The 24204-nt window shown below is 56.3% G+C and carries 36 protein-coding genes; 34 read left to right on the top strand and 2 right to left on the bottom strand.

Going from position 1 to position 24204, the window contains the following annotated elements:
- From tuf to BM352_RS17950, 12 genes are all read left to right on the top strand, one after another.
- On the top strand, positions 1 to 1176 hold a 1176-nt coding region (gene tuf / locus BM352_RS18005), incomplete at its 5' end, for an elongation factor Tu (protein ID WP_090219728.1).
- 322 nt (positions 1177 to 1498) lie between these two features.
- Positions 1499 to 1810 (top strand): 30S ribosomal protein S10, encoded by a 312-nt coding sequence (rpsJ, locus tag BM352_RS18000; protein WP_021101968.1) that lies wholly within the window; start codon positions 1499 to 1501, stop codon positions 1808 to 1810.
- 13 nt (positions 1811 to 1823) lie between these two features.
- Positions 1824 to 2672, top strand: coding sequence for a 50S ribosomal protein L3 (gene rplC / locus BM352_RS17995; protein ID WP_090219726.1), 849 nt, complete (start codon positions 1824 to 1826; stop codon positions 2670 to 2672).
- Complete coding sequence (gene rplD, locus BM352_RS17990) at positions 2662 to 3282, top strand: 50S ribosomal protein L4 (protein WP_090219724.1); 621 nt, start codon at positions 2662 to 2664, stop codon at positions 3280 to 3282. Before rplC ends, rplD begins: the two co-directional genes overlap by 11 nt.
- Positions 3279 to 3575, top strand: a complete 297-nt coding sequence (locus BM352_RS17985; protein WP_090219722.1) for a 50S ribosomal protein L23 — start codon at positions 3279 to 3281, stop codon at positions 3573 to 3575. Before rplD ends, BM352_RS17985 begins: the two co-directional genes overlap by 4 nt.
- Before the next feature lie 130 nt (positions 3576 to 3705).
- On the top strand, positions 3706 to 4218 hold the full coding sequence (locus BM352_RS17980; RefSeq protein ID WP_090219720.1) for a hypothetical protein: 513 nt from the start codon (positions 3706 to 3708) through the stop codon (positions 4216 to 4218).
- Between the two features lie 911 nt (positions 4219 to 5129).
- Positions 5130 to 5972, top strand: coding sequence for a 50S ribosomal protein L2 (gene rplB / locus BM352_RS17975; protein ID WP_090219717.1), 843 nt, complete (start codon positions 5130 to 5132; stop codon positions 5970 to 5972).
- 3 nt (positions 5973 to 5975) lie between these two features.
- The gene (rpsS, locus tag BM352_RS17970; RefSeq protein ID WP_090219715.1) at positions 5976 to 6254 is read left to right on the top strand and encodes a 30S ribosomal protein S19; all 279 of its coding nucleotides are present in this window, start codon (positions 5976 to 5978) and stop codon (positions 6252 to 6254) included.
- 3 nt (positions 6255 to 6257) lie between these two features.
- Complete coding sequence (gene rplV / locus BM352_RS17965) at positions 6258 to 6638, top strand: 50S ribosomal protein L22 (RefSeq protein WP_090219712.1); 381 nt, start codon at positions 6258 to 6260, stop codon at positions 6636 to 6638.
- Entirely contained in the window at positions 6638 to 7345 is a 708-nt protein-coding gene (gene rpsC, locus BM352_RS17960; protein WP_090219710.1) for a 30S ribosomal protein S3, read from the top strand. Before rplV ends, rpsC begins: the two co-directional genes overlap by 1 nt.
- A gap of 14 nt (positions 7346 to 7359) precedes the next feature.
- Positions 7360 to 7773 (top strand): 50S ribosomal protein L16, encoded by a 414-nt coding sequence (gene rplP / locus BM352_RS17955; protein ID WP_090219707.1) that lies wholly within the window; start codon positions 7360 to 7362, stop codon positions 7771 to 7773.
- Between the two features lie 196 nt (positions 7774 to 7969).
- Positions 7970 to 8665, top strand: a complete 696-nt coding sequence (locus tag BM352_RS17950; RefSeq protein ID WP_090219705.1) for a hypothetical protein — start codon at positions 7970 to 7972, stop codon at positions 8663 to 8665.
- A 9-nt stretch (positions 8666 to 8674) separates the two neighbouring features.
- Here the strand turns inward: BM352_RS17950 and BM352_RS17945 are convergent, their stop codons facing one another.
- Together BM352_RS17945 and BM352_RS17940 are read right to left on the bottom strand one after the other, a co-directional pair.
- Positions 8675 to 9295, bottom strand: a complete 621-nt coding sequence (locus BM352_RS17945; RefSeq protein WP_090219702.1) for a TIGR02466 family protein — start codon at positions 9293 to 9295, stop codon at positions 8675 to 8677.
- Positions 9296 to 9386: 91 nt separating this feature from the next.
- Positions 9387 to 9764, bottom strand: a complete 378-nt coding sequence (locus BM352_RS17940; protein WP_090219700.1) for a hypothetical protein — start codon at positions 9762 to 9764, stop codon at positions 9387 to 9389.
- Between the two features lie 258 nt (positions 9765 to 10022).
- On the opposite strand from BM352_RS17940, the gene rpmC reads away from it, so the two are divergent.
- The 22 genes from rpmC to BM352_RS17830 all read left to right on the top strand — a co-directional run bounded on the left by rpmC (position 10023) and on the right by BM352_RS17830 (position 24177).
- Positions 10023 to 10229 (top strand): 50S ribosomal protein L29, encoded by a 207-nt coding sequence (gene rpmC / locus BM352_RS17935; RefSeq protein ID WP_090219698.1) that lies wholly within the window; start codon positions 10023 to 10025, stop codon positions 10227 to 10229.
- Between the two features lie 3 nt (positions 10230 to 10232).
- Positions 10233 to 10463 carry a 30S ribosomal protein S17 gene (gene rpsQ / locus BM352_RS17930; RefSeq protein ID WP_090219696.1) on the top strand — a complete coding sequence of 77 codons (231 nt, stop codon included), beginning with the start codon at positions 10233 to 10235 and terminating at the stop codon, positions 10461 to 10463.
- Positions 10464 to 10533: 70 nt separating this feature from the next.
- Positions 10534 to 10902, top strand: a complete 369-nt coding sequence (rplN, locus tag BM352_RS17925; protein WP_025045929.1) for a 50S ribosomal protein L14 — start codon at positions 10534 to 10536, stop codon at positions 10900 to 10902.
- A 1-nt stretch (position 10903) separates the two neighbouring features.
- Positions 10904 to 11209: a 50S ribosomal protein L24 gene (gene rplX, locus BM352_RS17920; RefSeq protein WP_090219693.1), complete on the top strand. Its 306-nt coding sequence runs from the start codon at positions 10904 to 10906 to the stop codon at positions 11207 to 11209.
- Entirely contained in the window at positions 11209 to 11772 is a 564-nt protein-coding gene (gene rplE / locus BM352_RS17915; protein WP_090219690.1) for a 50S ribosomal protein L5, read from the top strand. Before rplX ends, rplE begins: the two co-directional genes overlap by 1 nt.
- 19 nt (positions 11773 to 11791) lie before the next feature.
- Positions 11792 to 12097 (top strand): 30S ribosomal protein S14, encoded by a 306-nt coding sequence (gene rpsN / locus BM352_RS17910; RefSeq protein ID WP_073142245.1) that lies wholly within the window; start codon positions 11792 to 11794, stop codon positions 12095 to 12097.
- A 15-nt stretch (positions 12098 to 12112) separates the two neighbouring features.
- The gene (gene rpsH / locus BM352_RS17905; RefSeq protein WP_090219686.1) at positions 12113 to 12505 is read left to right on the top strand and encodes a 30S ribosomal protein S8; all 393 of its coding nucleotides are present in this window, start codon (positions 12113 to 12115) and stop codon (positions 12503 to 12505) included.
- A 12-nt stretch (positions 12506 to 12517) separates the two neighbouring features.
- Positions 12518 to 13051, top strand: coding sequence for a 50S ribosomal protein L6 (gene rplF / locus BM352_RS17900; protein WP_089947407.1), 534 nt, complete (start codon positions 12518 to 12520; stop codon positions 13049 to 13051).
- Complete coding sequence (gene rplR, locus BM352_RS17895; RefSeq protein WP_090219683.1) at positions 13051 to 13410, top strand: 50S ribosomal protein L18; 360 nt, start codon at positions 13051 to 13053, stop codon at positions 13408 to 13410. Before rplF ends, rplR begins: the two co-directional genes overlap by 1 nt.
- 126 nt (positions 13411 to 13536) lie before the next feature.
- Complete coding sequence (gene rpsE, locus BM352_RS17890) at positions 13537 to 14109, top strand: 30S ribosomal protein S5 (protein WP_090219680.1); 573 nt, start codon at positions 13537 to 13539, stop codon at positions 14107 to 14109.
- A gap of 11 nt (positions 14110 to 14120) precedes the next feature.
- Positions 14121 to 14309: a 50S ribosomal protein L30 gene (gene rpmD, locus BM352_RS17885; protein WP_090219677.1), complete on the top strand. Its 189-nt coding sequence runs from the start codon at positions 14121 to 14123 to the stop codon at positions 14307 to 14309.
- Positions 14310 to 14474: 165 nt separating this feature from the next.
- Positions 14475 to 15113 carry a MarC family protein gene (locus BM352_RS17880; RefSeq protein ID WP_090219674.1) on the top strand — a complete coding sequence of 213 codons (639 nt, stop codon included), beginning with the start codon at positions 14475 to 14477 and terminating at the stop codon, positions 15111 to 15113.
- A gap of 355 nt (positions 15114 to 15468) precedes the next feature.
- Positions 15469 to 15936, top strand: a complete 468-nt coding sequence (rplO, locus tag BM352_RS17875) for a 50S ribosomal protein L15 (RefSeq protein ID WP_090219671.1) — start codon at positions 15469 to 15471, stop codon at positions 15934 to 15936.
- 110 nt (positions 15937 to 16046) lie between these two features.
- A complete protein-coding gene (gene secY, locus BM352_RS17870) occupies positions 16047 to 17408 on the top strand; it encodes a preprotein translocase subunit SecY (protein ID WP_090219669.1) in 1362 nt (453 codons plus the stop codon).
- Entirely contained in the window at positions 17405 to 18049 is a 645-nt protein-coding gene (locus tag BM352_RS17865) for an adenylate kinase (RefSeq protein ID WP_090219667.1), read from the top strand. The genes secY and BM352_RS17865 overlap by 4 nt, the downstream gene beginning before the upstream one ends.
- A 208-nt stretch (positions 18050 to 18257) precedes the next feature.
- Positions 18258 to 18626: a 30S ribosomal protein S13 gene (gene rpsM / locus BM352_RS17860; RefSeq protein WP_090219665.1), complete on the top strand. Its 369-nt coding sequence runs from the start codon at positions 18258 to 18260 to the stop codon at positions 18624 to 18626.
- Positions 18627 to 18640: 14 nt separating this feature from the next.
- Positions 18641 to 19030 carry a 30S ribosomal protein S11 gene (rpsK, locus tag BM352_RS17855; RefSeq protein ID WP_090219662.1) on the top strand — a complete coding sequence of 130 codons (390 nt, stop codon included), beginning with the start codon at positions 18641 to 18643 and terminating at the stop codon, positions 19028 to 19030.
- Positions 19031 to 19147: 117 nt separating this feature from the next.
- Positions 19148 to 20164, top strand: a complete 1017-nt coding sequence (locus BM352_RS17850) for a DNA-directed RNA polymerase subunit alpha (protein ID WP_090219659.1) — start codon at positions 19148 to 19150, stop codon at positions 20162 to 20164.
- Positions 20165 to 20302: 138 nt separating this feature from the next.
- Positions 20303 to 20719, top strand: a complete 417-nt coding sequence (gene rplQ / locus BM352_RS17845) for a 50S ribosomal protein L17 (protein ID WP_090219657.1) — start codon at positions 20303 to 20305, stop codon at positions 20717 to 20719.
- Positions 20720 to 20880: 161 nt separating this feature from the next.
- Positions 20881 to 21426 carry a hypothetical protein gene (locus BM352_RS17840; protein ID WP_245781018.1) on the top strand — a complete coding sequence of 182 codons (546 nt, stop codon included), beginning with the start codon at positions 20881 to 20883 and terminating at the stop codon, positions 21424 to 21426.
- 70 nt (positions 21427 to 21496) lie between these two features.
- Complete coding sequence (locus BM352_RS17835) at positions 21497 to 22879, top strand: trypsin-like peptidase domain-containing protein (RefSeq protein ID WP_090219652.1); 1383 nt, start codon at positions 21497 to 21499, stop codon at positions 22877 to 22879.
- A complete protein-coding gene (locus tag BM352_RS17830) occupies positions 22879 to 24177 on the top strand; it encodes a replication-associated recombination protein A (protein ID WP_090219649.1) in 1299 nt (432 codons plus the stop codon). Before BM352_RS17835 ends, BM352_RS17830 begins: the two co-directional genes overlap by 1 nt.
- Positions 24178 to 24204: the final 27 nt, after the last annotated feature.

The raw sequence follows: 24204 nt of genomic DNA, 5'->3' as shown, positions 1-24204 counted from the left end.
ATGGCTAAGGAAAAATTTGCACGTAACAAACCGCACGTAAACATCGGCACGATTGGTCACGTTGACCACGGCAAGACGACGTTGACGGCAGCGATCACGAAGTACTTTGGCGACTTCAAAGCCTATGACCAGATTGACGGCGCGCCAGAAGAGAAAGCCCGCGGGATCACGATCTCGACAGCGCACGTGGAATACGAAACCGAAGCACGTCACTACGCTCACGTTGACTGCCCCGGCCACGCCGACTACGTCAAAAACATGATCACCGGTGCGGCGCAAATGGACGGCGCGATCCTGGTTGTGAACGCGGCTGACGGCCCAATGCCACAGACCCGTGAGCACATCCTGCTGGGCCGCCAGGTTGGTATCCCTTACATGGTCGTTTACATGAACAAAGTTGACCAGGTTGACGACGCCGAGCTGCTGGAACTGGTGGAAATGGAAATCCGCGAGCTTCTGTCCTCGTACGAGTATCCTGGCGACGACATTCCTGTGATCCCTGGTTCGGCTCTGGCCGCTCTTGAAGGTCGCGACGAGGACATCGGCGAGAACTCGATCCGTGCGCTGATGGAAGCTGTCGACAGCTACATCCCGACCCCTGCGCGTGCGGTTGACCAGCCGTTCCTGATGCCGATCGAGGACGTGTTCTCGATCTCTGGCCGTGGCACTGTTGTGACCGGTCGTGTCGAGCGTGGCGTGATCAACGTGGGCGACGAAATCGAGATCGTGGGTATCCGCGACACCTCGAAGACCACCTGTACCGGCGTTGAAATGTTCCGCAAACTGCTGGACCGCGGTGAAGCTGGCGACAACATCGGCGCGCTGCTGCGCGGCGTTGACCGTGAAGGCGTCGAGCGTGGTCAGGTTCTGTGTAAGCCAGGTTCCGTGAAGCCTCACACCAAGTTCGAAGCCGAGGCCTACATCCTGACCAAGGAAGAGGGTGGCCGTCACACGCCGTTCTTCGCCAACTACCGCCCACAGTTCTACTTCCGCACGACGGACGTGACCGGCACTGTTGAGCTGCCATCCGGCACCGAGATGGTTATGCCAGGCGACAACCTGAAGTTCGACGTCGAGCTGATCGCGCCGATCGCCATGGAGCAAGGCCTGCGCTTTGCTATCCGCGAAGGCGGCCGGACTGTTGGCGCGGGCGTTGTGTCCAAAATCACCGAGTAACGGCGGGTTCTCCCGCCACGTGGGTGGCAGTTGCTCGCAAGAGCAATGAGAACCCACTCGGTTGTTAATGATTAGAAAAGGCCGCTCCGAAACGGGGCGGCCTTTTTTTACGTTCAGTTTCCGAGATATGCCTAGCTTGTGTCCCGCGAAAACTGCGCAAAAGGTGTTGCGCGCGCGACCGACTCCCCCTATAGCACCCACACGGAACAGGGGTATGCCACGCATGCCCCTCTTTATGTTCCACATATAACGACGCGACGAGGGGTGTGGATGAGCCACATTCGTCCAATCCGTTGAGACCCCAAATCCAAGGGGAAATGTCATGGCTGCTAGCCAAAACATTCGTATCCGCCTGAAGGCGTTCGACTACCGGGTCCTGGATGCATCTACCCAAGAGATCGTAAACACCGCAAAGCGCACTGGCGCTGACGTGCGTGGTCCGATCCCTTTGCCCAACAAAATTGAAAAATTCACCGTTCTGCGTGGCCCGCACGTGGACAAGAAATCCCGCGACCAGTTCGAGATCCGCACGCATAAGCGTCTGCTCGACATCGTGGACCCGACGCCGCAGACCGTGGACGCGCTGATGAAGCTCGACCTCGCCGCTGGCGTTGACGTCCAGATCTCGGTTTAAGGAGGGCTTCTGAATGTTGCGCTCTGGTGTAATTGCGAAGAAGGTCGGCATGACCCGCCTCTTTATGGAAGACGGCAAGCAGATTCCTGTTACCGTTCTTCAACTCGACAAGCTGGAAGTGGTTGCCAACCGCACCATGGAGAAGGACGGCTACACTGCTGTTCAGCTCGGTGCTGGCACTGCCAAAGCCAAACGGACTTCTAAAGCCATGCGCGGCCACTTCGCCGCTGCAAAGGTGGAGCCTAAGCGCAAGATCGCTGAGTTCCGCGTAGCTGAAGAGAACCTGATCCCAGTTGGTGAAGAAATCATCGCGGCCCACTACTTTGAGGGTCAATTCGTGGACGTTGCCGGCACTTCGATCGGTAAAGGTTTCGCGGGTGCTATGAAGCGCCACAACTTTGGGGGCCTTCGCGCTACTCACGGTGTGTCGATCTCTCACCGTTCGCACGGCTCGACCGGCCAATGTCAGGACCCTGGTAAGGTGTTCAAAGGCAAGAAAATGGCTGGCCACATGGGTGCTGCTCGGGTGACCACGCAGAACCTGCAAGTGGTTAAGACCGACATCGACCGTGGTTTGATCATGATCAAAGGCGCTGTTCCTGGCTCCAAAGGCGGCTGGGTCACAGTTAAAGATGCTGTTAAGAAACCGCTGTCCGAAAACGTGATCTTCCCTGCCGCATTGGCGTCTGCTGCGAAAGAGGCTGCGAAAGCTGCTGAAGCCGCCGCCGCTGCCGCTGCCGCCGAAGAAGAAGCCGCAGCAGCCGCTGCAGCCGAGGCCGAACAAGCCGCAATCGAAGCTGCTGAAACTGAGGCACCTGCCGCAGATGCAGCCCCTGAAGGAGACAAGTCCGATGAAAGCTGATGCCATCAATCTCGACGGCAAGAAGGCTGGCTCTGTAGAGCTGGACGACGCCATCTTCGGCCTGGAGCCCCGTGCGGATATCCTGCACCGTGTGGTCCGCTGGCAGCGTAACAATGCGCAGGCTGGTACCCACAAGGTGAAGACCCGTTCCGAGGTTAGCTACTCGACCAAGAAGATCTATCGCCAAAAAGGCACCGGTGGCGCACGTCACGGCGCTCGTTCGGCTCCGATCTTCCGCGGTGGTGGTGTTTACAAAGGCCCAACCCCTCGCAGCCACGGCCACGATCTTCCTAAGAAGGTTCGTAAGCTTGGCCTGATGCACGCATTGTCTGCGAAAGCAGTTGCAGGCGAATTGGTCATCATCGACAGCATCGAGATCAAGGACGTGAAAACCAAAGCACTGGCCGCACAGGTTAAAGAGCTGGGTTGGAAACGCGCGTTGATCATCGACGGTGCGGAAGTGAACACCGATTTCGCACAAGCCGCGCGCAACATCGCTGGTCTGGACGTTCTGCCTTCTATGGGTGCCAACGTCTTCGACATCCTGAAACGCGACACCTTGGTGATCACCAAGGCCGGTCTCGAAGCACTGGAGGCTCGCCTGAAATGAGCACGAAGTCTGAGCATTACGATGTGATCCGCAAGCCGATCATCACCGAGAAGGCCACCATGGCCTCCGAGGCGAACGCGGTTGTGTTTGAAGTCGCTATCGAAGCAAACAAGCCAATGATCAAAGAAGCGGTGGAAACACTCTTCGGCGTCAAGGTGAAGGCGGTGAACACCACCATCACCAAAGGTAAGGTCAAACGTTTCCGGGGCCAGCCTGGTAAACGTAAAGACGTTAAGAAGGCCTATGTTACTCTCGAAGAGGGTAACACGATCGACGTCTCCACCGGTCTGTAAGTCCGGTACACAATAGATTTGAAAGCCCCGGCTCGCACAATGCGATCGGGGCTTTTTATATTTCGGGCGGGTATAGTCACCGTCTCTGCCGCCTCATGAACGCGGGGTTATTTCTTGAGGAGAATGCACCATGGAAGCTTCACTGAGCGTACCTGAATTGGTCGCCGCGGCACTGGACACGGCGAAGACCCCTCAAGACTGGATATCAGAGGTGCTGGCACAGATGGGTGGCCAAGACGGTAGGATCACCCAAGCCGAAGAGCTGCGCGACGCAACCGTGGCGCTTGAGGCGGTGGCCGTTGATCTATTCTCGGCCTTCGAGGCGCGGATGCAGCATAATTTCAAACGCGGTCCGTTTTCGCGCAAATTGAAATCGCTGCTGTTGGAGGAAGGTTACCCTGACCTGGCGGACAGGCTTCACCAGTACTACCTTGCGATCAACGTCCTAAAGCACGGAAAAGGTGCCAGTTATCGCGAGCTGCTGGAGGCGCGTCGCAGCTTTGTGGTGGTCAAACCTGCTGATGAGGCCATCGCCGATGACATGATCCCTGCGGCGGGGCTTATCGACGTTACTGTCGCGGGCTTCTTTGAGGGGCTGGCCTCGACCATACTTGAAGCCTACGACTTCCTTGAAAGCCGATAGCAAAATCGGCTCCAAGATGTACGCGATCTAACCGAGCCACCCTGTTAGGAATCAAGCCGCAGGCGCCGAGCATCGCTGGCCCGTCCCACGGGCTGGCGATTTGGTTGGGCTTGGTTTTACCTTGAAGGGGAGGACGTGCTCGGCTGCCATAAAGTGGTGTCCACGGAAGTTAGATCGCCATCCCCCGGTCCAGCGATGCTCGACTTGAAGTTGCCTCCGTTTGTTCCGAGCCCGTTCGGTGAGACTGATCCTTGCTTCTACTTAATTCCCGTTGGATGATGATATTCTGGCAATATTGAGGAATCCTATGCGGAATGTCTGTGCTTTAGCTTTTTCGATGATTCCAACATTTGCGAATGCGACCGATATTTCTTTTCTATGTAGCTGGTCAAGTCGAGCGCCCATAGAGATTATAGTGAAAGTTGATGCGGGAACGGCAATTCGAAGCGACGGCGGAAGTTAGTACCGAGTAGTAAAAATTTCGGATTCTGCTGTTTGGCTGGCGGTTAATGAGCCAAACAATTCCGAACGTTTGGCGATTCAAACTATTCAGCGTCAACCAGCTGATAGTGTAGAAGCTGGAACTTGGTTGGATCTAACTATTGGATATGATGGAGCGTTAAGCCCGATTGGCGGCGGCATCTGTTGGGAACAGTAATTCTTTTTCAAACTGCTTGAGGTTAAATAGGTTGGGGGCTCTTTGTAATATGCCGATCTTTAGTGTTGAGAAAACCTGACTTCCCGCTTGACCCCACACCCCCTCTTTCCTACACACCGACATCGGCCAAGCCCCAGATTCGTCTGGGGCTTTGTCGTCGTCTGCAAAGACATCTAACCGGAGACCTTCGGGGCTCTATAAACTAACGCTGCGGGGCTTGCCCTTGTATGCTTCAAAACGGAAGACAGAAAGCATGGCACTCAAGTCGTATAAGCCGACGACGCCAGGCCAACGTGGGTTGGTTCTGATCGACCGTTCGGAACTCTGGAAAGGCCGCCCGGTCAAAGCCCTCACGCAGGGTCTGACCAAGAATGGCGGACGGAACAATACCGGACGGATCACGATGCGTCGCAAGGGTGGGGGCGCCAAGCGTCTTTACCGGATCGTTGACTTCAAGCGGACGAAATTTGACGTCGCTGCTACGGTTGAACGGATCGAATATGACCCGAACCGGACCGCGTTTATCGCACTGGTGAAATATGAAGACGGCGAGCAGGCCTATATCCTCGCTCCACAACGCCTTGGCGTTGGTGACACCGTCATCGCATCGGCCAAGGCCGACGTGAAACCGGGCAACGCAATGCCGTTCTCGGGCCTGCCAATCGGCACAATCATCCACAACATCGAGTTGAAGCCCGGCAAAGGCGGCCAGATCGCCCGTGCGGCTGGGACTTACGCCCAGTTTGTGGGGCGTGACGGTGGATACGCTCAGATCCGTCTGAGCTCTGGCGAACTTCGCCTCGTCCGTCAGGAATGCATGTGTACCGTTGGTGCCGTGTCGAACCCAGACAACTCCAACCAGAACCTCGGTAAAGCCGGTCGCAACCGTCACAAGGGCATCCGCCCATCTGTGCGTGGTGTTGTTATGAACCCGGTCGACCACCCTCACGGTGGTGGTGAAGGTCGGACCTCTGGTGGTCGTCACCCGGTTTCCCCATGGGGCAAGCCGACCAAAGGTGCTCGTACCCGCAACAAGAACAAAGCGTCGCAGAAGCTGATCATCCGCTCGCGTCACGCCAAGAAGAAGGGACGTTAAGATATGTCTCGCTCCGTATGGAAAGGCCCCTTCGTCGACGCATATGTGTTGAAGAAAGCCGAAGCCGCGAAAGACAGCGGCCGCAACGATGTGATCAAAATCTGGTCCCGCCGTTCTACCATCCTGCCTCAGTTCGTTGGCCTCACCTTTGGGGTCTACAACGGCAAGAAGCACATCCCAGTGAACGTGTCCGAAGACATGATCGGTCAAAAGTTTGGTGAGTATTCGCCAACCCGGACCTATTACGGTCACGCCGCTGACAAAAAAGCGAAAAGGAAGTAAGCCATGGGTAAGGAAAAGAACCCCCGCCGCGTGGCAGATAACGAAGCAATGGCAAAGCTGCGCATGCTCCGTACTTCCCCGCAGAAACTGAACCTCGTGGCTCAGCTGATCCGTGGCAAGAAAGTGGACAAGGCTCTGGCCGACCTCACCTTCTCCAAGAAGCGTATCTCTGACGACGTGAAAAAATGCCTGCAATCCGCCATCGCGAACGCTGAGAACAACCACAACCTCGACGTGGATGATCTGATCGTGGCCGAGGCCTATGTTGGCAAAAACCTGACCATGAAGCGCGGTCGCCCTCGGGCCCGTGGCCGGTTTGGTAAAATCGTCAAGCCATTCTCGGAGCTGACCATCAAGGTGCGCCAAGTTGAGGAGCAAGCATAATGGGTAACAAAGTAAATCCTATCGGCATGCGTCTTCAGGTCAACCGCACCTGGGACAGCCGCTGGTACGCTGAGAGCAAAGACTTCGGCAATCTTCTTCTGGAAGATATCCGCATGCGCGAATTCATCAAAGAAGAGTGCAAGCAAGCCGGCATCAGCCGTGTGATCATCGAACGCCCTCACAAGAAGTGCCGCGTTACGATCCACACAGCACGCCCGGGCGTCATCATCGGCAAAAAAGGCGCCGATATTGAAGGCCTGCGTCGTAAGCTGGCCGCGTTCACCGAGAGCGAGCTACACCTCAACATCGTTGAGGTCCGCAAGCCTGAACTGGACGCAGCACTAGTTGGCGAGTCCATCGCCCAGCAGCTGGAACGTCGGGTGTCCTTCCGTCGCGCTATGAAGCGTGCCGTGCAGAACGCCATGCGTATGGGTGCCCTCGGCATTCGTGTGAACCTCGCTGGCCGCCTTGGCGGTGCCGAGATTGCGCGGACCGAATGGTATCGTGAAGGCCGCGTGCCTTTGCACACCCTGCGTGCCGACATCGATTACGCACACGTTGAAGCGATGACCGCCTATGGCATCATCGGGATCAAAACCTGGATCTTCAAAGGCGAGATCATGGAGCACGATCCACAAGCGCGTGACCGTAAGCAACAGGAACTCCAAGACGGCCCAGCACCTCGCGGTGCAGGCGGCCGTCGCTAAGGGGGGCATGAACAATGCTGCAACCAAAGCGTACTAAATTCCGCAAGATCCACAAAGGCCGGATCAAGGGTGAAGCAAAGGGCGGGTCTGACCTGAACTTTGGCACTTACGGCCTGAAGGCAACTGAGCCTGAGCGTATCACTGCGCGCCAGATCGAAGCTGCCCGTCGTGCCATGACGCGCCACATGAAGCGTCAAGGCCGTGTATGGATCCGTATCTTCCCTGACACTCCAGTGACCTCTAAGCCCGTCGAAGTTCGTATGGGTAAGGGTAAAGGGTCCGTGGACTTTTGGGCATGTAAGGTCAAACCAGGCCGTATGATGTTCGAGATTGACGGCGTGGCTGACTCCATCGCACGTGAAGCCCTGCGCCTTGCCGCGATGAAGCTGCCGATCAAAACACGCGTCGTGGTCCGCGAGGACTGGTAATCCCGTCGCGCATTGCGCCACGGTTGAAATCAAAAAAAGCCCCCGCTGAGAAATCGGCGGGGGTTTTCTTCTTTATTCAGCCAAGCTATCTCAAATCAGGTAGTAACGTGACGCGCATGGGGCGTCTAAACTCCCGCCTTTGCCGCAATCTCCACTTTCTGCTACACTCGTCTCATTTAGCGAGAAGGTTATTGGTATGCGTATCATCTTGTTCGTTTTAACGGCTTTCTATTTTCTAGCGTCTCCTTCGCTGGCGGCTGATCCCAAGGCTCTGCGAGAGGTTGTGGCATTGGCCCGAGAAGTTTGCGGCGAGTATCAGCGAGCTGGCTCCAAATCGGATTTTGAGTTGTCTGGTACGGCTCAAGCTAAAGTGCGCGGACTTTTCAGCAATTTTGTTGATGCGGGGATTGAGGGAACTGCCAAAACCTCTGGCGCGGAGTATGACAACGTGGTGCGGGATGAGTTGGCGAATGAGCTTAAGAGTACCCGTGATTGTCGTCAGGATATGACAAAGTTCTTCATCGAGAAGCTTGATCTGTCGAGTACAGATGGCGGCGGCGATAGCGGTCGCCAAGTGGCTCGCCTAGGCTACGACCTGTCTGGCACTTGGAGCTACACCGGCACTTGTCCCAATGGGTTCAGCAACGTGCCAGTTCAGGGTGAATTTCAAATGCAGCGGGTTAGCGATACGCAATATGCAGGCCAAGCTTATTCGAGCTTGGGGCTGACGGGCCAATTCCAGTCCACCGTCTCTGGCAGCAATGTGCGCTCTGACATTCAATGGTCGGACTACTCTTACGAGACGGCCCACGGTCAACTCTCTCCTGACGGCCAAGTCATGGAAATCACCGATACTGCAGGTTGTCGGACACGTGCCTTTCTCGTGAACTAAGGCGTCGCGTTAGTCCCACCGATAATTGAAGCTCACCGATATCCGATCATCCTCGGCCATATTCATCGGCACCTCATGCCGCAGGAAGCTTTCCCACAGCAGGACATCACCGACCTCGGGCGCAACGTAGATGAATTGCCGCATCTCCTCGCGGGCATCTTTCAGGCGGGTAGGGGCTGCCATCATCATTTGGGACCGAGGGTCCTCGAACTTGATGGCTGACGCGCCGGAGGGCATGGCCACATAGGTAGTGCCGGAAATGACCGAATGCGGATGGATGTGTGATGTGTGAATGCCGCCTTGGGGCAGGATATTGATCCAGATGTCTTCCAGCTTCAGTTTTCGTCCGTCCAGATCGAACTGCAAATCCTTGGCGAAGTCTGCCACATGTTTGTCGAGCACTTTCACCAGTTCCTTGACGATCGGCGAGCGCCACGGAAGGTCCGTTAGTGAGGCATAGCTGGTGTAGCCCGCATAGCCATTCTCTTCACACCAGTCCTGACCGGCTTCGTCATCTTCGGCGATGCCAAGGCAGTTATCCTCCAACTCCTCCGCGTCGATGGGTTTGCCGTGATCGGCAAGGCGGGCTTGGTAGAGGCGGGTCACGAAGAGGGACGATATATTAGGCATAGAAAGGTGTTATCCCCACTTCGTAGCGCGGGCAAGCGAGACCATGCCGTCGGGCAGCTTCCAAATTGTTCGGAGGCCGCGCATCTGGCCGTTACATGCTGCTCTCTTCTCGAGCACTGATTTCGAAGAGTTGCCGTGGAATGCGTTTCTCAAAATCTTTGATACATTGCTCCACGGTGTTTTCGAGACCATCACACGCTAAGACGCTTCCTTTGACATTGACCGTGTAATCCACGCCCTTCGCTTTGGAGCCTGCGCCGAAGTTTTCGGACTCGCGGCGGTATACAGTGTAGTACTGGCCGCCGACCTGGATTTCCCGGACCTTCGAGCCCGGCGAGTATTGCTTCCCAAAGTCGTCGCGCTGCGCTTCATCGAGAGTTTTTGGACCGATAACTTCGCAGCCGGAGACGCCAAGCGCGGCGGTTCCGGCAATCAGGATCACTACAGTCTTGAATATCGTCGATGTCATATCAGAAGTCCCCCCTTTACATTTTGTCCCTTTACGGTACTTCAGCTGACGCATTTGAGCAAATTTGGGCATTTTGCAGAGGCGGGTCTGACTAGATCATTCCAGAAAATCCTCTTGGTTCCTAAAGTTGGCGAGAGGGCTTGCCAACTCCTCTCAAACCCCCTAAACGCACGGCTTCTACACCACTCCACTGGAATCAGGGTGACCGCGTGTGTTCTGCACTCAGGGCTCTCCAGTGTTTGAAAGAAGGAAACGGCTATGAACGCCAGCGAGCTTCGCGAGAAGACTGCTGACCAGCTCAATGAAGAGCTTGTCGCACTGAAAAAGGAAGCCTTTAACCTGCGCTTCCAACAGGCCACCGGCCAACTTGAAAACACTGCACGTATGCGCGAAGTCAAACGCGGCGCAGCACGTGTGAAAACTATTCTGAACGAAAAGGCCCGCGCGGCCGCTGGGGAGGCTTGATAGATGCCCAAACGTATCCTGACAGGCACCGTCACCAGCAACCAAAACGAGCAAACGGTTACCGTTTCCGTTGAGCGTCGCTTTCGCCACCCCGTTCTGAAGAAGACGATCCGTAAGTCCAAGAAATACCGGGCTCACGACGAGAACAACACGTTCAACGTGGGCGACGCCGTTCGCATTCAAGAATGCGCGCCGAAGTCCAAAACCAAACGTTGGGAAGTTATCGTCGCTTAACGATAGCTTTTCGATTTAATTCGAAACCCTGGGGCCGAGGCATCGGTCCCCAAAGGTCGGGAGACATCAAATGATCCAGATGCAGACCAACCTGGATGTAGCTGACAACAGCGGCGCTCGCCGTGTTCAGTGCATCAAGGTTTTGGGTGGTTCCAAGCGTAAATACGCATCCGTCGGCGACATCATCGTCGTTTCGGTTAAGGAAGCCATCCCACGCGGCCGCGTGAAAAAAGGCGACGTCCGCAAGGCTGTCGTTGTGCGCACCGCCAAAGAAGTTCGTCGCGACGATGGCACCGCCATCCGCTTCGACCGTAACGCAGCTGTTATTCTGAATAACAACAACGAGCCTGTTGGTACCCGTATCTTTGGCCCAGTGGTTCGCGAACTGCGCGGCAAAAACTTCATGAAAATCATCTCGCTCGCCCCGGAGGTGCTGTGATATGGCTGCTAAACTGAAAAAAGGCGACAAGATCGTCGTGCTGACCGGCAAAGACAAGGGCAAAGAAGGCACTATCGCCTCCGTGAACCCGAAGACCGGTAAAGCAATCGTGGAAGGCGTCAACATCGCCATCCGTCACGTGAAGCAAAGCCAGAACAACCAAGGTGGCCGCGTGCCACAGGCGATGCCTATCCAACTGAGCAACCTCGCTTTGATCGACTCCAATGGTAAGGCCACCCGCGTGGGCTTCAAAATGGACGGCGACAAGAAAGTGCGTTTTGCGAAGACAACAGGGGACGTGATCTAATGCTTGACCAAGCAAACTACACCCCGCGCCTGAAGACTGCTTATGCCGACACGATCCGTGCCGCCATGAAAGAAGAATTCGGCTATAAAAACGACATGCAGATCCCGCGCCTTGAGAAAATCGTTCTCAATATCGGTGCTGGTCGCGCGGCCGTGAAAGACAGCAAGAAGCCTGCGGGCGCTGCTGCCGATCTGACCGCCATTGCAGGTCAGAAAGCCATGGTTACCCGTGCCAAAAAATCGATCGCGGGCTTCCGTCTGCGTGAAGATATGCCGGTCGGTGCCAAGGTGACTCTGCGCGGTGAGCGCATGTACGAATTCCTTGATCGTCTGATCACCATCGCAATGCCTCGCATCCGTGACTTCCGCGGCGTGCCTGGCAAGTCGTTCGATGGCCGTGGCAACTACGCCATGGGCATGAAGGAACACATCGTGTTTCCTGAAATCGACTTCGACAAGATCGATGAGGCCTGGGGCCTGGACATCGTAATCTGCACCACCGCAACCACCGACGCTGAAGCAAAGAGCCTGTTGAAAGCTTTCAACATGCCTTTCAACAGCTGATCGCTGGAGGGAATTAGACATGGCTAAAAAAGCAATGATCGAACGCGAGAAGAAGCGCGAAAAGCTGGTGAAGAAATACGCCGCTAAACGTGCCGCTCTGCTCGCAATCGCAAACGACCAAGAGAAGCCGATGGAAGAGCGTTTCAAAGCGCGTCTGAAACTGGCTGAACTGCCGCGCAATAGCTCGGCGACCCGTTTGCACAACCGCTGCCAACTGACCGGCCGTCCTCACGCTTACTACCGTAAGCTGAAGATTTCCCGGATCATGTTGCGGGACTTGGGCTCTGCTGGCCTGATCCCCGGCATGGTTAAGTCCAGCTGGTAAGGAGGGCATTAGATTATGAACGATCCTATCGCAGATATGCTCACCCGCATTCGCAACTCGCAGTTGCGCGGCAAAGCCACCGTTGAGACACCGGCGTCCAAGCTTCGTGCTTGGGTTCTGGATGTGCTTGTCGACGAGGGCTACATCCGTGGCTACGAGAAGACGACGGGCAAAGACGGTCACCCGGCTTTGAACATCGAGCTGAAGTATTACGAAGGCACTCCTGTCATTCGCGAACTGAAGCGGGTCTCCAAACCCGGTCGTCGCGTTTACATGGGCGCCGATGACATCCCAGTGGTCCGTCAGGGCTTGGGCGTGTCGATTGTCAGCACACCACGCGGTGTGATGTCGGACGCGAACGCTCGCAGCCAGAATGTTGGCGGCGAAGTGCTTTGCACGGTCTTCTAAGGAGCGCCAGTTATGTCTCGTATTGGTAAAAAACCAGTCGATCTGCCCTCCGGCGTGACCGCGTCCGTCTCTGGCCAGACCATCGAAGTTAAGGGCCCTAAGGGCGTCCGTACCTTCAAAGCCACCGATGATGTGACCCTCGCTGTCGAAGACAACGTAGTGACCATCACGCCTCGCGGCTCCTCCAAGCGCGCGCGCCAGCAGTGGGGCATGAGCCGCACGATGGTCGCAAACTTGGTCACCGGCGTGACGGACGGCTTCAAGAAAGAGCTTGAGATCCAAGGTGTGGGTTACCGCGCCGCGATGGAAGGCAAAAATCTGAAGCTGAACCTCGGCCTGTCGCATGACGTTGTTTACGAAGTGCCTGAAGGTGTAACGGTTGTGGCTGCCAAGCCCACCGAGATCACCATCGAGGGGATTGACGAGCAAGTTGTCGGCCAAGTGGCTGCCAACATCCGCGCATGGCGCAAGCCAGAGCCTTACAAAGGCAAAGGCATCCGCTACAAAGGCGAGTTCGTCTTCCGCAAAGAAGGGAAGAAGAAGTAATGGCTAACACGAAACGTGATTTGTTCATCAAACGCCGCCTGCGCGTTCGGAACAAGCTTCGCAAGGTCAACGCCGGGCGTCCTCGCCTGTCGGTGCACCGCTCCAACAAGAACATCAGTGTTCAGCTGATCGACGACGTTAACGGCGTAACTTTGGCTTCGGCTTCTTCTCTCGAGAAGGATCTGGGCGTAGTTGGCAAAAACAACGTTGAAGCTGCTGCTAAAGTCGGGGCCGCTATTGCGGAACGCGCCAAGAAAGCTGGCGTGACCGAGGCTTACTTCGACCGTGGCGGTTTTCTCTTCCACGGTAAGGTGAAGGCCTTGGCCGAAGCCGCCCGTGAAGCTGGTCTGAAAATCTAAGTCTTTGGGCGCTCCTTTTGGGGGCGCCCATTTTTGCAGGTCTTGTGGCCTCGATGATCGGGGGGCTTTGGCCCACTGCGATTGAACAAAACAGCGCTTCGGCGCAGGAAATAAAGGATTTGCCCAATGGCAAGAGAACCAGGAAACCGCGGTCGTCGCGATCGGGATGAAACCCCCGAATTCGCAGATCGCCTCGTTGCAATCAACCGTGTCTCCAAGACGGTTAAAGGTGGTAAGCGCTTCGGCTTCGCAGCCCTTGTCGTTGTGGGCGACCAAAAAGGCCGCGTAGGCTTCGGTAAAGGTAAAGCGAAAGAGGTCCCAGAGGCCATCCGCAAGGCTACCGAGCAAGCCAAGCGCCAAATGATCCGCGTTCCACTGCGCGAAGGCCGCACGTTGCACCACGATGTCGCTGGCCGTCATGGCGCTGGCAAAGTTGTGATGCGTACTGCACCACAAGGTACTGGTATCATCGCCGGTGGTCCAATGCGTGCTGTGTTCGAGATGCTCGGCGTGCAAGACGTTGTTGCGAAGTCCATCGGTTCGCAGAACCCTTACAACATGATCCGCGCTACGCTGGACGGCCTCGTCAAAGAAGCTTCCCCACGTATGGTCGCGCAGCGTCGTGGTAAGAAAGTGGCTGACATCCTGAAGTCGGACGCCCCTGCTGCTGAGGCCGCACCGGCCGAAGCTGAAGCGTAAGGAGCTGATCAATGGCTAAAACTATCGTCGTAAAGCAGATTGGCTCGCCAATCCGTCGCCCACAAAAACAGCGTGCTACGCTGGTTGGCTTGGGCCTGAACAAGATGCACAAAACCCGCGAGCTGGAAGATACACCTTCCGTGCGCGGCATGGTCGAAAGCATCCCGCACCTCGTCGAGATCGTCGAAGAGCGCGGCTAAGCTTTAAACGAAGCAATTCGTTGGCTTGAAAATTGAAACGCCTCGCTGAAAAGTGGGGCGTTTTTGCATTGTGGAATGCAGGCACACAGAAATGTGCGTCGAAAGCAGGGTGCTTGCGTCGGGGTGCCATTGCGCAGAGTTTGGCTGGGCTGCTAATGCAGCGCCATGTTCGAGATCAATTCAGCCCAGCTTATCCGAGAGTTCATCACACTTTTCGTTGTCGTGGACCCGATTGGCTCGTTGCCTGTCTTCTATTTCGCAACATCCTCAGTTGCCGCACGGTTTCACTGGAAGTTTGCTATCCGGGCGGTGTTGGTCGCAGCATTGGTGCTCTATTTCTTTCTGATTGCAGGGCAGTTGGTAATAGAAGCGATAGGCTTGCGGCTTGGGTCTTTCCAGATTGCAGGGGGCATCATCCTGTTCTTGTTTGCGCTGACTATGATTTTCGGCGCCTCTAAACCTGCACGTGAGATCGAAGAGGCCGAACATACGGATCTGTCTGGCGCGGTGTACCCATTGGCCATTCCTTCCATCGCGTCACCGGGGGCGATGCTGGCAATTGTGATCTTGACAGATAACAATAGAAACTCAATTTCCGATCAAGTGGTTACAGCCGGAGTGCTTGGGATAGTCTTGTTATTTACCTTGCTACTGCTGCTGTTGGCCGCGCGGCTTAAGAAGGTTATCGGAACCACAGGCGCGGATGTTATCAGCCGTGTAATGGGAATGATTTTAGCGACTGTCGCGGTCGATTCGGTGTTAAACGGGTTTGAGACTCTTGGACTTTTCTCAGTTCCGGGCTGACCCATGCAATTGCATCAATCCTGACATTCCTATTTAGACATGGCGATGGAGGAGGGGGAGGCATAGTGAGCGCGCTAACATTCGCACTTCAACTGGAACTAAACCAACATGACCGCTCTCATCCTGCTCAAAGCTTTCGGGCCGCGCATCATAGCCATTCTGAAATCTGATCCTGCGCCTTGCTGGACCGACTACTTGCGTCAGACGGCGACCAAGGGGTAAGCCAACCCTTGCAACGCGTGGCGGGGCGGTTTATAGCCCGCCGGTGGCCTGCTACAGGTCCGACTCATAAACAAGAAACGCCGTGTTTGGTCCATTTCGCTTCGAGGACCCTTCCGGCAATAGGAGAAGCGATATGAAACTGCACGAACTTCGTGACAACCCCGGTGCAACCAAAACCAAAAAGCGCGTGGGCCGTGGCCCGGGCTCTGGCAAAGGTAAAATGGGTGGCCGTGGTATCAAAGGTCAAAAATCCCGTTCGGGTGTTGCCCTGAATGGCTACGAAGGTGGCCAAATGCCACTTTACATGCGTCTGCCAAAGCGTGGCTTCAACAAGCCGAACCGCAAAGCATTCGCCGTGGTGAACCTTGGGCTGATCCAAAAATTCATCGACGCCAAGAAATTGGACGCCAAAGGCGAGATCACCGAAGACGCCCTGATCGAATCCGGTCTTGTACGTCGTAAGCTGGACGGCATTCGCGTTCTGGCGAAAGGCGACTTCTCCGCGAAGGTGACTCTGAGCGTTACCGGCGCTTCCAAGTCGGCTGTTGAAGCCGTGGAAAAAGCCGGCGGCAAGCTCAACACTGCAGCGGCTGCTGAATAAGCCTTGTGAGAGGCCTGAGCGCCTCTTACATAACTGACAAGTTTTCCAGCGCCGCGACGGGAAGCCCCGTTCGCGGCGCTGTGCATATCTAGACAGGGATACCCAAGCACATGGCATCAGCCGCCGAGCAAATGGCACAGAACATGAGCTGGTCCGCCTTCGGGAAGGCCACCGAGTTACGCCAACGCATTCTCTTCACCATCGGTCTGCTGATCGTCTACCGTCTTGGCACCTACATTCCCGTGCCCGGTATTGACGCCGAAGCACTGCGCCAGTTCGTCGAACAAGCCCAGCAGGGCATTGGTGGAGTTCTGAACATGTTTACCGGCGGCGCGATTGGCCGCATGGGGCTGTTTGCCCTAGGTATCATGCCTTACATCTCGGCTTCGATCATTGTTCAGCTGATGACCGCCATGGTCCCGAAGCTGGAACAACTGAAGAAAGAAGGCGAGCAGGGCCGAAAGAAGATTAACCAGTACACCCGCTACGGCACCGTGTTCTTGGCGACCTTGCAGGCCTACGGCCTTGCTGCCGGTCTTGAAGGGTCAAACCTGGCTCACGATCCCGGCTGGTATTTCCGTATTTCTGCTGTGATCACCCTTGTGGGCGGCACCATGTTCCTGATGTGGTTGGGCGAGCAGATTACTCAACGTGGCATCGGAAATGGCATCTCTTTGATCATCTTCGTAGGTATCATCGCCGAGATCCCTGCCGCACTGGCTCAGTTCTTTGCGCAAGGCCGCTCCGGCTCCATCAGCCCCGCTGTCATCGTGGGTGTGTTGCTGGTCGTTGTCCTGACCATCATGTTCGTGGTGTTCATGGAGCGCGCGCTGCGTAAGATCCACATTCAATACCCGCGCCGCCAAGTTGGCATGAAGGTTTATGATGGTGGCTCCTCACACCTGCCGGTCAAGGTGAACCCCGCGGGCGTCATCCCTGCGATTTTCGCCTCGTCGCTGCTGTTGCTGCCGACGACTGTGTCGACCTTCTCGGGCAACCAGACCAGTGAAATCATGGCGACCGTTCTGGCCTATTTTGGGCCGGGACAGCCACTGTACCTTTTGTTCTTCACGTCGATGATCGTGTTCTTCGCATATTTCTACACCTTCAACGTGGCCTTTAAGCCCGAGGAAGTGGCCGAGAATCTGAAATCCCAGAACGGGTTTATCCCTGGGATTCGCCCCGGTCCTGCAACTGCGAACTACCTAGAGTACGTTGTAAACCGCATCCTTGTTGTGGGCGCCGCCTATCTGGCCGCCGTGTGTCTGCTGCCGGAAATTCTGCGCAGCCAGCTGGCGATCCCGTTCTACTTCGGAGGCACCTCGGTGCTGATCGTTGTGTCGGTGACCATGGACACCATCCAGCAGGTTCAATCGCACATGTTGGCTCATCAATATGAGGGCCTGATCGAGAAGTCCCAACTGCGCGGTAAAAAGCGTGGGGGTAAAACCAAAGGGCCGTCCCGCCGATGAATATTATTCTGCTTGGACCGCCCGGCGCTGGTAAGGGAACTCAGGCCCGTAAGCTGGTCGAAGAGCGCGGCATGGTGCAACTGTCCACGGGTGACATGCTGCGCGAGGCCAAAAGCTCCGGCACTGAGATGGGCAAAAAAGTTGCTGCCATCATGGATGCGGGCCAGCTAGTCACCGACGAGATCGTCATCGGGCTTATCGAAGAAAAGCTGGAGGGCGACCACGCCGGCGGTTTCATCTTCGATGGCTTCCCACGCACGCTGCCGCAGGCAGATGCTTTGGGCGATCTGCTTCAGAAACATGGTGCCAATTTGGACGCCGTGATTGAGATGCAAGTGGATGATGAGGCGTTGGTTGCTCGTATCACGGCACGCTCCACATGCGGCGATTGCGGTGAAGTCTATAATGACCTGACCAAGCCAATTCCTGACGATGGCAAATGTTCCAATTGTGGCGGGACCGAGTTCAAGCGTCGCGCTGACGACAACGAAGAGAGCCTGCGCACGCGCTTGATGGAGTATTACAAGAAAACCTCTCCGCTGATTGGCTATTACTATGCCAAAGGCGATTTGCACTCGGTTGACGGGCTCGGCGAAATTGACGCAGTTGCCTCGGCTATTTCGGGCCTTTTGAACCGATAGGTGCGGCGAGTATCGGCGGGGCTCTTGACCACATGTTAAAAACCTCCTAAGCCGCACCATCCCTCATGGGAATCGCACCACGGCCTAGCTAGCTGACACGGTGTTGACCATATCTAAGCCAAGCCCGCAGGTTTTGAAAAACCTTCGGGCTTACGTTGTGAAAAAAGGTTCCGGAGCTACGGAACCGCGACTGAAAAGGATCGGCCACTTGGCACGTATTTCCGGCGTTAACCTGCCAGACGCAAAGCGCGTCCCCATCGCACTGACCTACATTACCGGCATCGGCCACACTTCCGCAAAAGCGATTTGTGAAGCTATCGGTATCGACTCCGCTCGCCGCATGAATGATCTCTCGGATGCAGAGATCCTGAAAATTCGTGAGCACATCGACGAAAACTACAACGTCGAAGGTGACCTGCGTCGCGAGACCACGATGAACATCAAACGTCTGATGGATCTGGGTTGCTACCGTGGCCTGCGCCACCGTCGTAACCTCCCTGTTCGCGGTCAACGGACCCACACGAACGCACGTACCCGCAAAGGCCCCGCTAAGGCCATCGCTGGCAAGAAGAAGTAAGGGGAATCTGATCCATGGCACGTGAAAAACGCACCGTTAAGAAGAAGGTTCGCAAGAACATTGCCGCAGGCGTGGCACATGTGAACTCTTCGTTCAACAACACCAAAATCCTGATCTCTGACGTTCAGGGCAACGCCATCTCTTGGTCCTCGGCTGGGACCATGGGCTTCAAAGGGTCGCGTAAATCGACACCTTACGCTGCTCAGATGGCCGCCGAAGACGCAGGCCGCAAGGCTCAGGAACATGGCGTGAAGACGCTCGAAGTCGAAGTTCAGGGTCCAGGTTCTGGTCGTGAGTCCGCACTGCGTGCGCTGGCTGCTGCTGGCTTCCAGATTTCGTCCATTCGCGACGTGACGCCTATGGCACATAACGGCTGCCGCCCACCAAAGCGCCGCCGCGTCTAACTTACGATTTCTATCGCGCGGTCCCCGTCCGGAATGGGCGGGGTCCGTGTTTGTCATTTCAACCTCGAGTGGCCCCGATATTGGACATGATCCGGGCCGAGCATGGAGGCGACACATATGATCCACAAGAACTGGCAAGAGCTGATCAAGCCCACCCAACTGGACGTTAAGCCCGGCAACGACCCTGCACGCAAAGCAACTGTGATTGCCGAGCCGCTGGAGCGTGGTTTTGGTTTGACCATGGGCAACGCCCTGCGCCGCGTGCTGATGAGCTCGCTGCAAGGTGCGGCGATCACCTCTGTACAAATCGACAACGTTCTGCACGAGTTTTCCTCGATTGCAGGCGTACGCGAAGATGTGACGGACGTGATCCTGAACCTCAAAGGCGTGGCCATCCGGATGGAAGTCGAAGGGCCGAAGCGCCTGTCGGTTTCCGCCAAAGGGCCAGCAGTCGTGACAGCTGGCGATATCTCTGATTCCGCTGGCATCGAGATTCTGAACCGCGACCACGTGATCTGCCACCTTGATGACGGCGCCGAGCTGTTCATGGAACTGACAGTGAACACCGGTAAAGGCTATGTTTCCGCTGACAAGAACAAGCCTGAAGATGCTCCAATCGGTCTTATCCCGATCGATGCAATCTTTTCGCCTGTCAAAAAAGTGTCTTACGACGTGCAACCGACCCGCGAAGGTCAAGTGCTCGACTATGACAAGCTGACGATGAAAGTCGAAACCGACGGCTCCCTTACACCTGACGATGCAGTGGCCTATGCTGCTCGCATTCTGCAGGACCAGCTGGGCATCTTCGTCAACTTCGATGAGCCAGAGTCCGCACGTGCGCAGGACGACGAAGACGAACTCGAGTTCAACCCGCTTCTGCTGAAGAAAGTGGACGAGCTGGAATTGTCTGTCCGTTCTGCCAACTGCCTGAAGAACGATAACATCGTCTACATCGGTGACCTGATCCAGAAAACCGAAGCCGAGATGCTCCGCACCCCGAACTTCGGTCGTAAATCCCTCAACGAGATCAAAGAAGTGCTGTCTGGCATGGGCTTGCATCTCGGGATGGACATCGTGGATTGGCCACCAGAGAACATCGAAGATCTTGCTAAGAAATTCGAAGACGCGTTCTAAGATTTGGGGGGTTCGCCTGTCGGGCGGACCCCACCCAATTCCGGCGAAATGACCGGGAATATATGGGCAATTCCGCCCCAACAGAGGCACCGACACGCATCGGTGACCCGTACAAAGTATAGTAGAAGGAACGACCAAATGCGTCACGCAAGAGGCTACCGCCGCCTGAACCGTACCCATGAGCACCGCAAAGCGCTGTTTATCAACATGTGCGGCTCGCTCATTGAGCATGAGCAAATCAAAACAACCCTGCCGAAAGCCAAAGAGCTTCGCCCAATCATCGAAAAGATGATCACGCTGGCGAAACGTGGCGATCTGCACGCCCGCCGTCAGGCCGCATCGAAGCTGCGCCAAGACAAGGACGTCGCCAAGCTGTTCGACATCCTGGGTCCACGCTACAAAGACCGCCAAGGTGGTTATGTGCGGGTTATGAAAGCCGGCTTCCGCTATGGCGACATGGCGCCGATGGCGATCATCGAGTTCGTCGATCGCGACGTCTCTGCCAAGGGTGCTGCGGACAAAGCCCGTGTCGAAGCTGAAGAAGCTTCCGAATAATTAGCCGCGAACGCGGCAACTGGAGAGCCCCGCCCTAACCGGCGGGGCTTTTCACTTTTTGGTCATAGGCTCGACAACGGATCGAGTGCCGCATAGCTTGCGGAAAAAACGAATATCCGACGAGGCCGGCCATTTTTAGACGCGCAATTCTCATTTTTCCGTTGGTCACACTGCTGCTTGCCGCTTGTGGCGCGCCCGAAGGTGGTCCACCGAAAGCGACGGACGCGCAAATAACCGCTTTGGCCGCTAGCATCAGTGCCCTGCGAAGTGATGTCGACCCTCAGGAAGCCGCTCGTGCCGCGCGCATTGCCTATGACTATCCTCTGCAATTGGCTAAGCAATATGGCATCACCGACACGCCACTCGCCCATAACCGCAAGGTGAACAGGGGGGACCGCCCTCGTGGTCTGTGCTGGCATTGGGCAGAAGACTTGCAGGCGAAGCTCAACAGTGAAAATTTCAAGACGCTTGAGATTCATCGCGCGATTGCCAATGGGCTGAACCCGATCCTGATTTCTCACAGCACTGCGCTGATATCAGCTAAAGGCGACACGATGTACGAGGCGATTGTGCTGGACCCGTGGCGCTATGGCGGAAAGCTCTTTTGGAGCAAAACGCTCGAAGACAAGCGCTATGACTGGTATCCTCGCTTGGAGATCCTTGCAGAACGCCGCAAACGGCGGCTTGCATATGAAGGGGCGCTGTAGCGTAGCATGCGCATTGAATTCCTGTGGCTGCGACGGCATATCAAAGAGACGCGCAACAAAGGGAAGCCCCATGCGACTGATTTTACCCGTTCTCATTAGCCTTGCCTGTGTCCTGCCCGCTGCCGCTGAAGTTAAGGTGCCTCAAAGCCAGACAGAGATCAGCCTGAGTTTCGCGCCCTTGGTGAAAGAGGCGGCGCCTGCTGTGGTCAACATCTTTGCCAACCGCGTCGTGCAACAATCGGAAAGCCCCTTCCGCGGCAATCCGATGTTTGAAGATCTGTTCCGCGGCTTCGGCCTTTCGCAACCCCGAGTGCAGAACTCGCTAGGCTCAGGCGTTATCCTGTCCGAAGATGGTATCGTGGTTTCCAACTACCACGTTGTCGGCATGGCGACCGAAATTCGTGTGGTTTTGACGGATCGGCGGGAATTCGAGGCAGAGATATTGCTAGCTGACCAAGATAGCGACCTCGCCATTTTAAAGATCAACGCGGATACGCCATTGCCCCACCTTAGCTTTCGCGACAGTGATGACGTTGAAGTTGGCGAACTGGCTCTGGCGATTGGCAACCCCTTCGGCATTGGGCAAACCGTGACGTCGGGCATTGTCTCGGGTTTGGCAAGGTCGGGCACTGCCACCGGAAACGCACGTGGCTATTACTTGCAAACTGACGCCGCCATTAATCCTGGCAACTCCGGTGGAGCGCTAATTGACGTCAACGGGCGCCTGATCGGGATCAACACATCGATCCTGACGCGGTCCGGGGGGTCTAACGGCGTGGGCTTCGCGATACCAGCCAACCTAGTAGCGCGCTATGTCGAGCAGGCGCGTGCGGGCAATGACAGGTTCACCCAAGCATGGGCGGGCATCTTTGGCCAAGCTGTGGATTCGTCACTGGCGGAAGGCTTCGGCCTGAGCGTGCCCGAGGGTGTGGTAATCTCTTCGATGCATCCCGACAGCCCCTTTGCGCAAGCAGGGTTAGCATTGGGCGATATCGTCCTGTCGGTTGACGGGCAACCGGTGAACTCACCCCCAGAAATGCTATTCCGCATGTCGGTGCGACCCGTCGGGGACACTATTATCGTCGAGTACCTTTCGGGTGGTGAGATCGAGCAGGCCGAAGTTTCGCTTATTGTAGCTCCTGACCTTCCACCCCGCGATGCCCGCATGGTGAAGGGTGGGACACTGGCAGGGTTGGGGGTCGTCAACATTAATCCCGCTGTGCAGTCCGAACTGAAACTACCAACGGCGATGTCCGAAGGCGTCGTGGTCACGGAGGTCTCTGGGCCTCTTGGCCGTATTGGCCTTCGCGTCGGCGATGTGCTGCTAGAAATCAACGGCGAAACGATCAACACGACGGCTGACGTCGAAGATGCGTCTGACACCCGCGGCCGCAATTGGCGCATTGACGGGGTTCGAGGCGGGCAGCGGTTTTCATATCGGTTCCGCATCTAATGGCAGACCTTTTCGACACCGACGCAAAGGCGCCTTCCAAGATGCAGCCCTTGGCGGATCGGTTGCGTCCGAAAACGCTGGGTGAGGTGATCGGGCAGGAGCAGGTGTTGGGGCCGGACAGCCCGTTGGGAGTTATGCTGGCGTCAAATGCACTGTCATCGCTGGTTTTCTGGGGGCCGCCAGGGGTTGGAAAGACCACGATTGCTCGATTGCTCGCGGATGAAACGGACCTGCATTTCGTGCAGATCAGTGCCATCTTCACTGGCGTTCAAGATCTAAAGAAAGTCTTCGAGGCCGCGCGTATCCGCCGCCAGAACGGGCAGGGGACGCTCCTGTTCGTCGACGAAATACACCGGTTCAACAAAGCGCAGCAGGACGGCTTTCTGCCCTACATGGAGGACGGAACGATCCTTTTGGTGGGCGCCACCACCGAGAACCCGTCATTCGAATTAAACGCGGCTGTGCTGTCGCGTGCGCAGGTGTTGGTGCTGACGCGGCTTAGCCTGTCCGATCTGGAGCGACTGGCACAGCGTGCGGAAAAAGATTTTGGCCGAAATCTTCCTTTGGCCCCCGATGCCCGTGCGGCGCTGCTGGAAATGGCGGATGGGGACGGTCGGTCGTTGTTGAACCTGATTGAACAAGTTGCTGCGTGGAAAGTCGAAGGCAAGCTTGATACGGAAAGCTTGGCCAAGCGACTGATGCGTCGCGCGGCGCAATACGACAAATCGGGGGACAGCCATTACAACCTGATCTCGGCCTTGCATAAATCAGTGCGTGGCTCTGACCCCGACGCTGCCTTGTATTGGTTCGCGCGGATGCTCACGGGCGGCGAAGACCCACGCTATCTGGCCCGCAGGATTACCCGCATGGCGGTTGAGGATATAGGGCTGGCGGACACCCATGCGCACAGGGTGTGTCTGGATGCTTGGGAGACGTTTGAACGGCTTGGCTCGCCCGAAGGGGAGTTGGCGTTGGCGCAGGCGGTGACTTATCTGGCCTTGGCGCCCAAGTCGAACGCAGGCTATGCGGCGTATAAGAATGCGATGGCGGCGGCGAAAAAGACCGGCTCGGAGCCGCCTCCGAAGCATATCCTGAACGCGCCGACCAAGCTGATGAAGGATCAAGGCTACGGCGACGGCTATGCCTATGACCACGACGCGGAGGACGGGTTTTCGGGGCAGAACTACTTCCCCGAAACGATGAAGCGCGGGGTCTACTACAACCCCGTGGAGCGCGGGTTTGAGCGGGAGTTGAAGCGGCGGCTGGACTATTTCACCAAGCTGCGGGCGAAACGCTGAACTTGACTCTGCGTCGCGCAGGGCAGA

Origin of the sequence: Litoreibacter janthinus (genome assembly GCF_900111945.1) — a bacterium.
Lineage (GTDB): Bacteria > Pseudomonadota > Alphaproteobacteria > Rhodobacterales > Rhodobacteraceae > Litoreibacter > Litoreibacter janthinus.
Note: the sequence above shows the minus strand (reverse complement) of the source record. Positions and strands in the feature narration are given on the sequence as shown.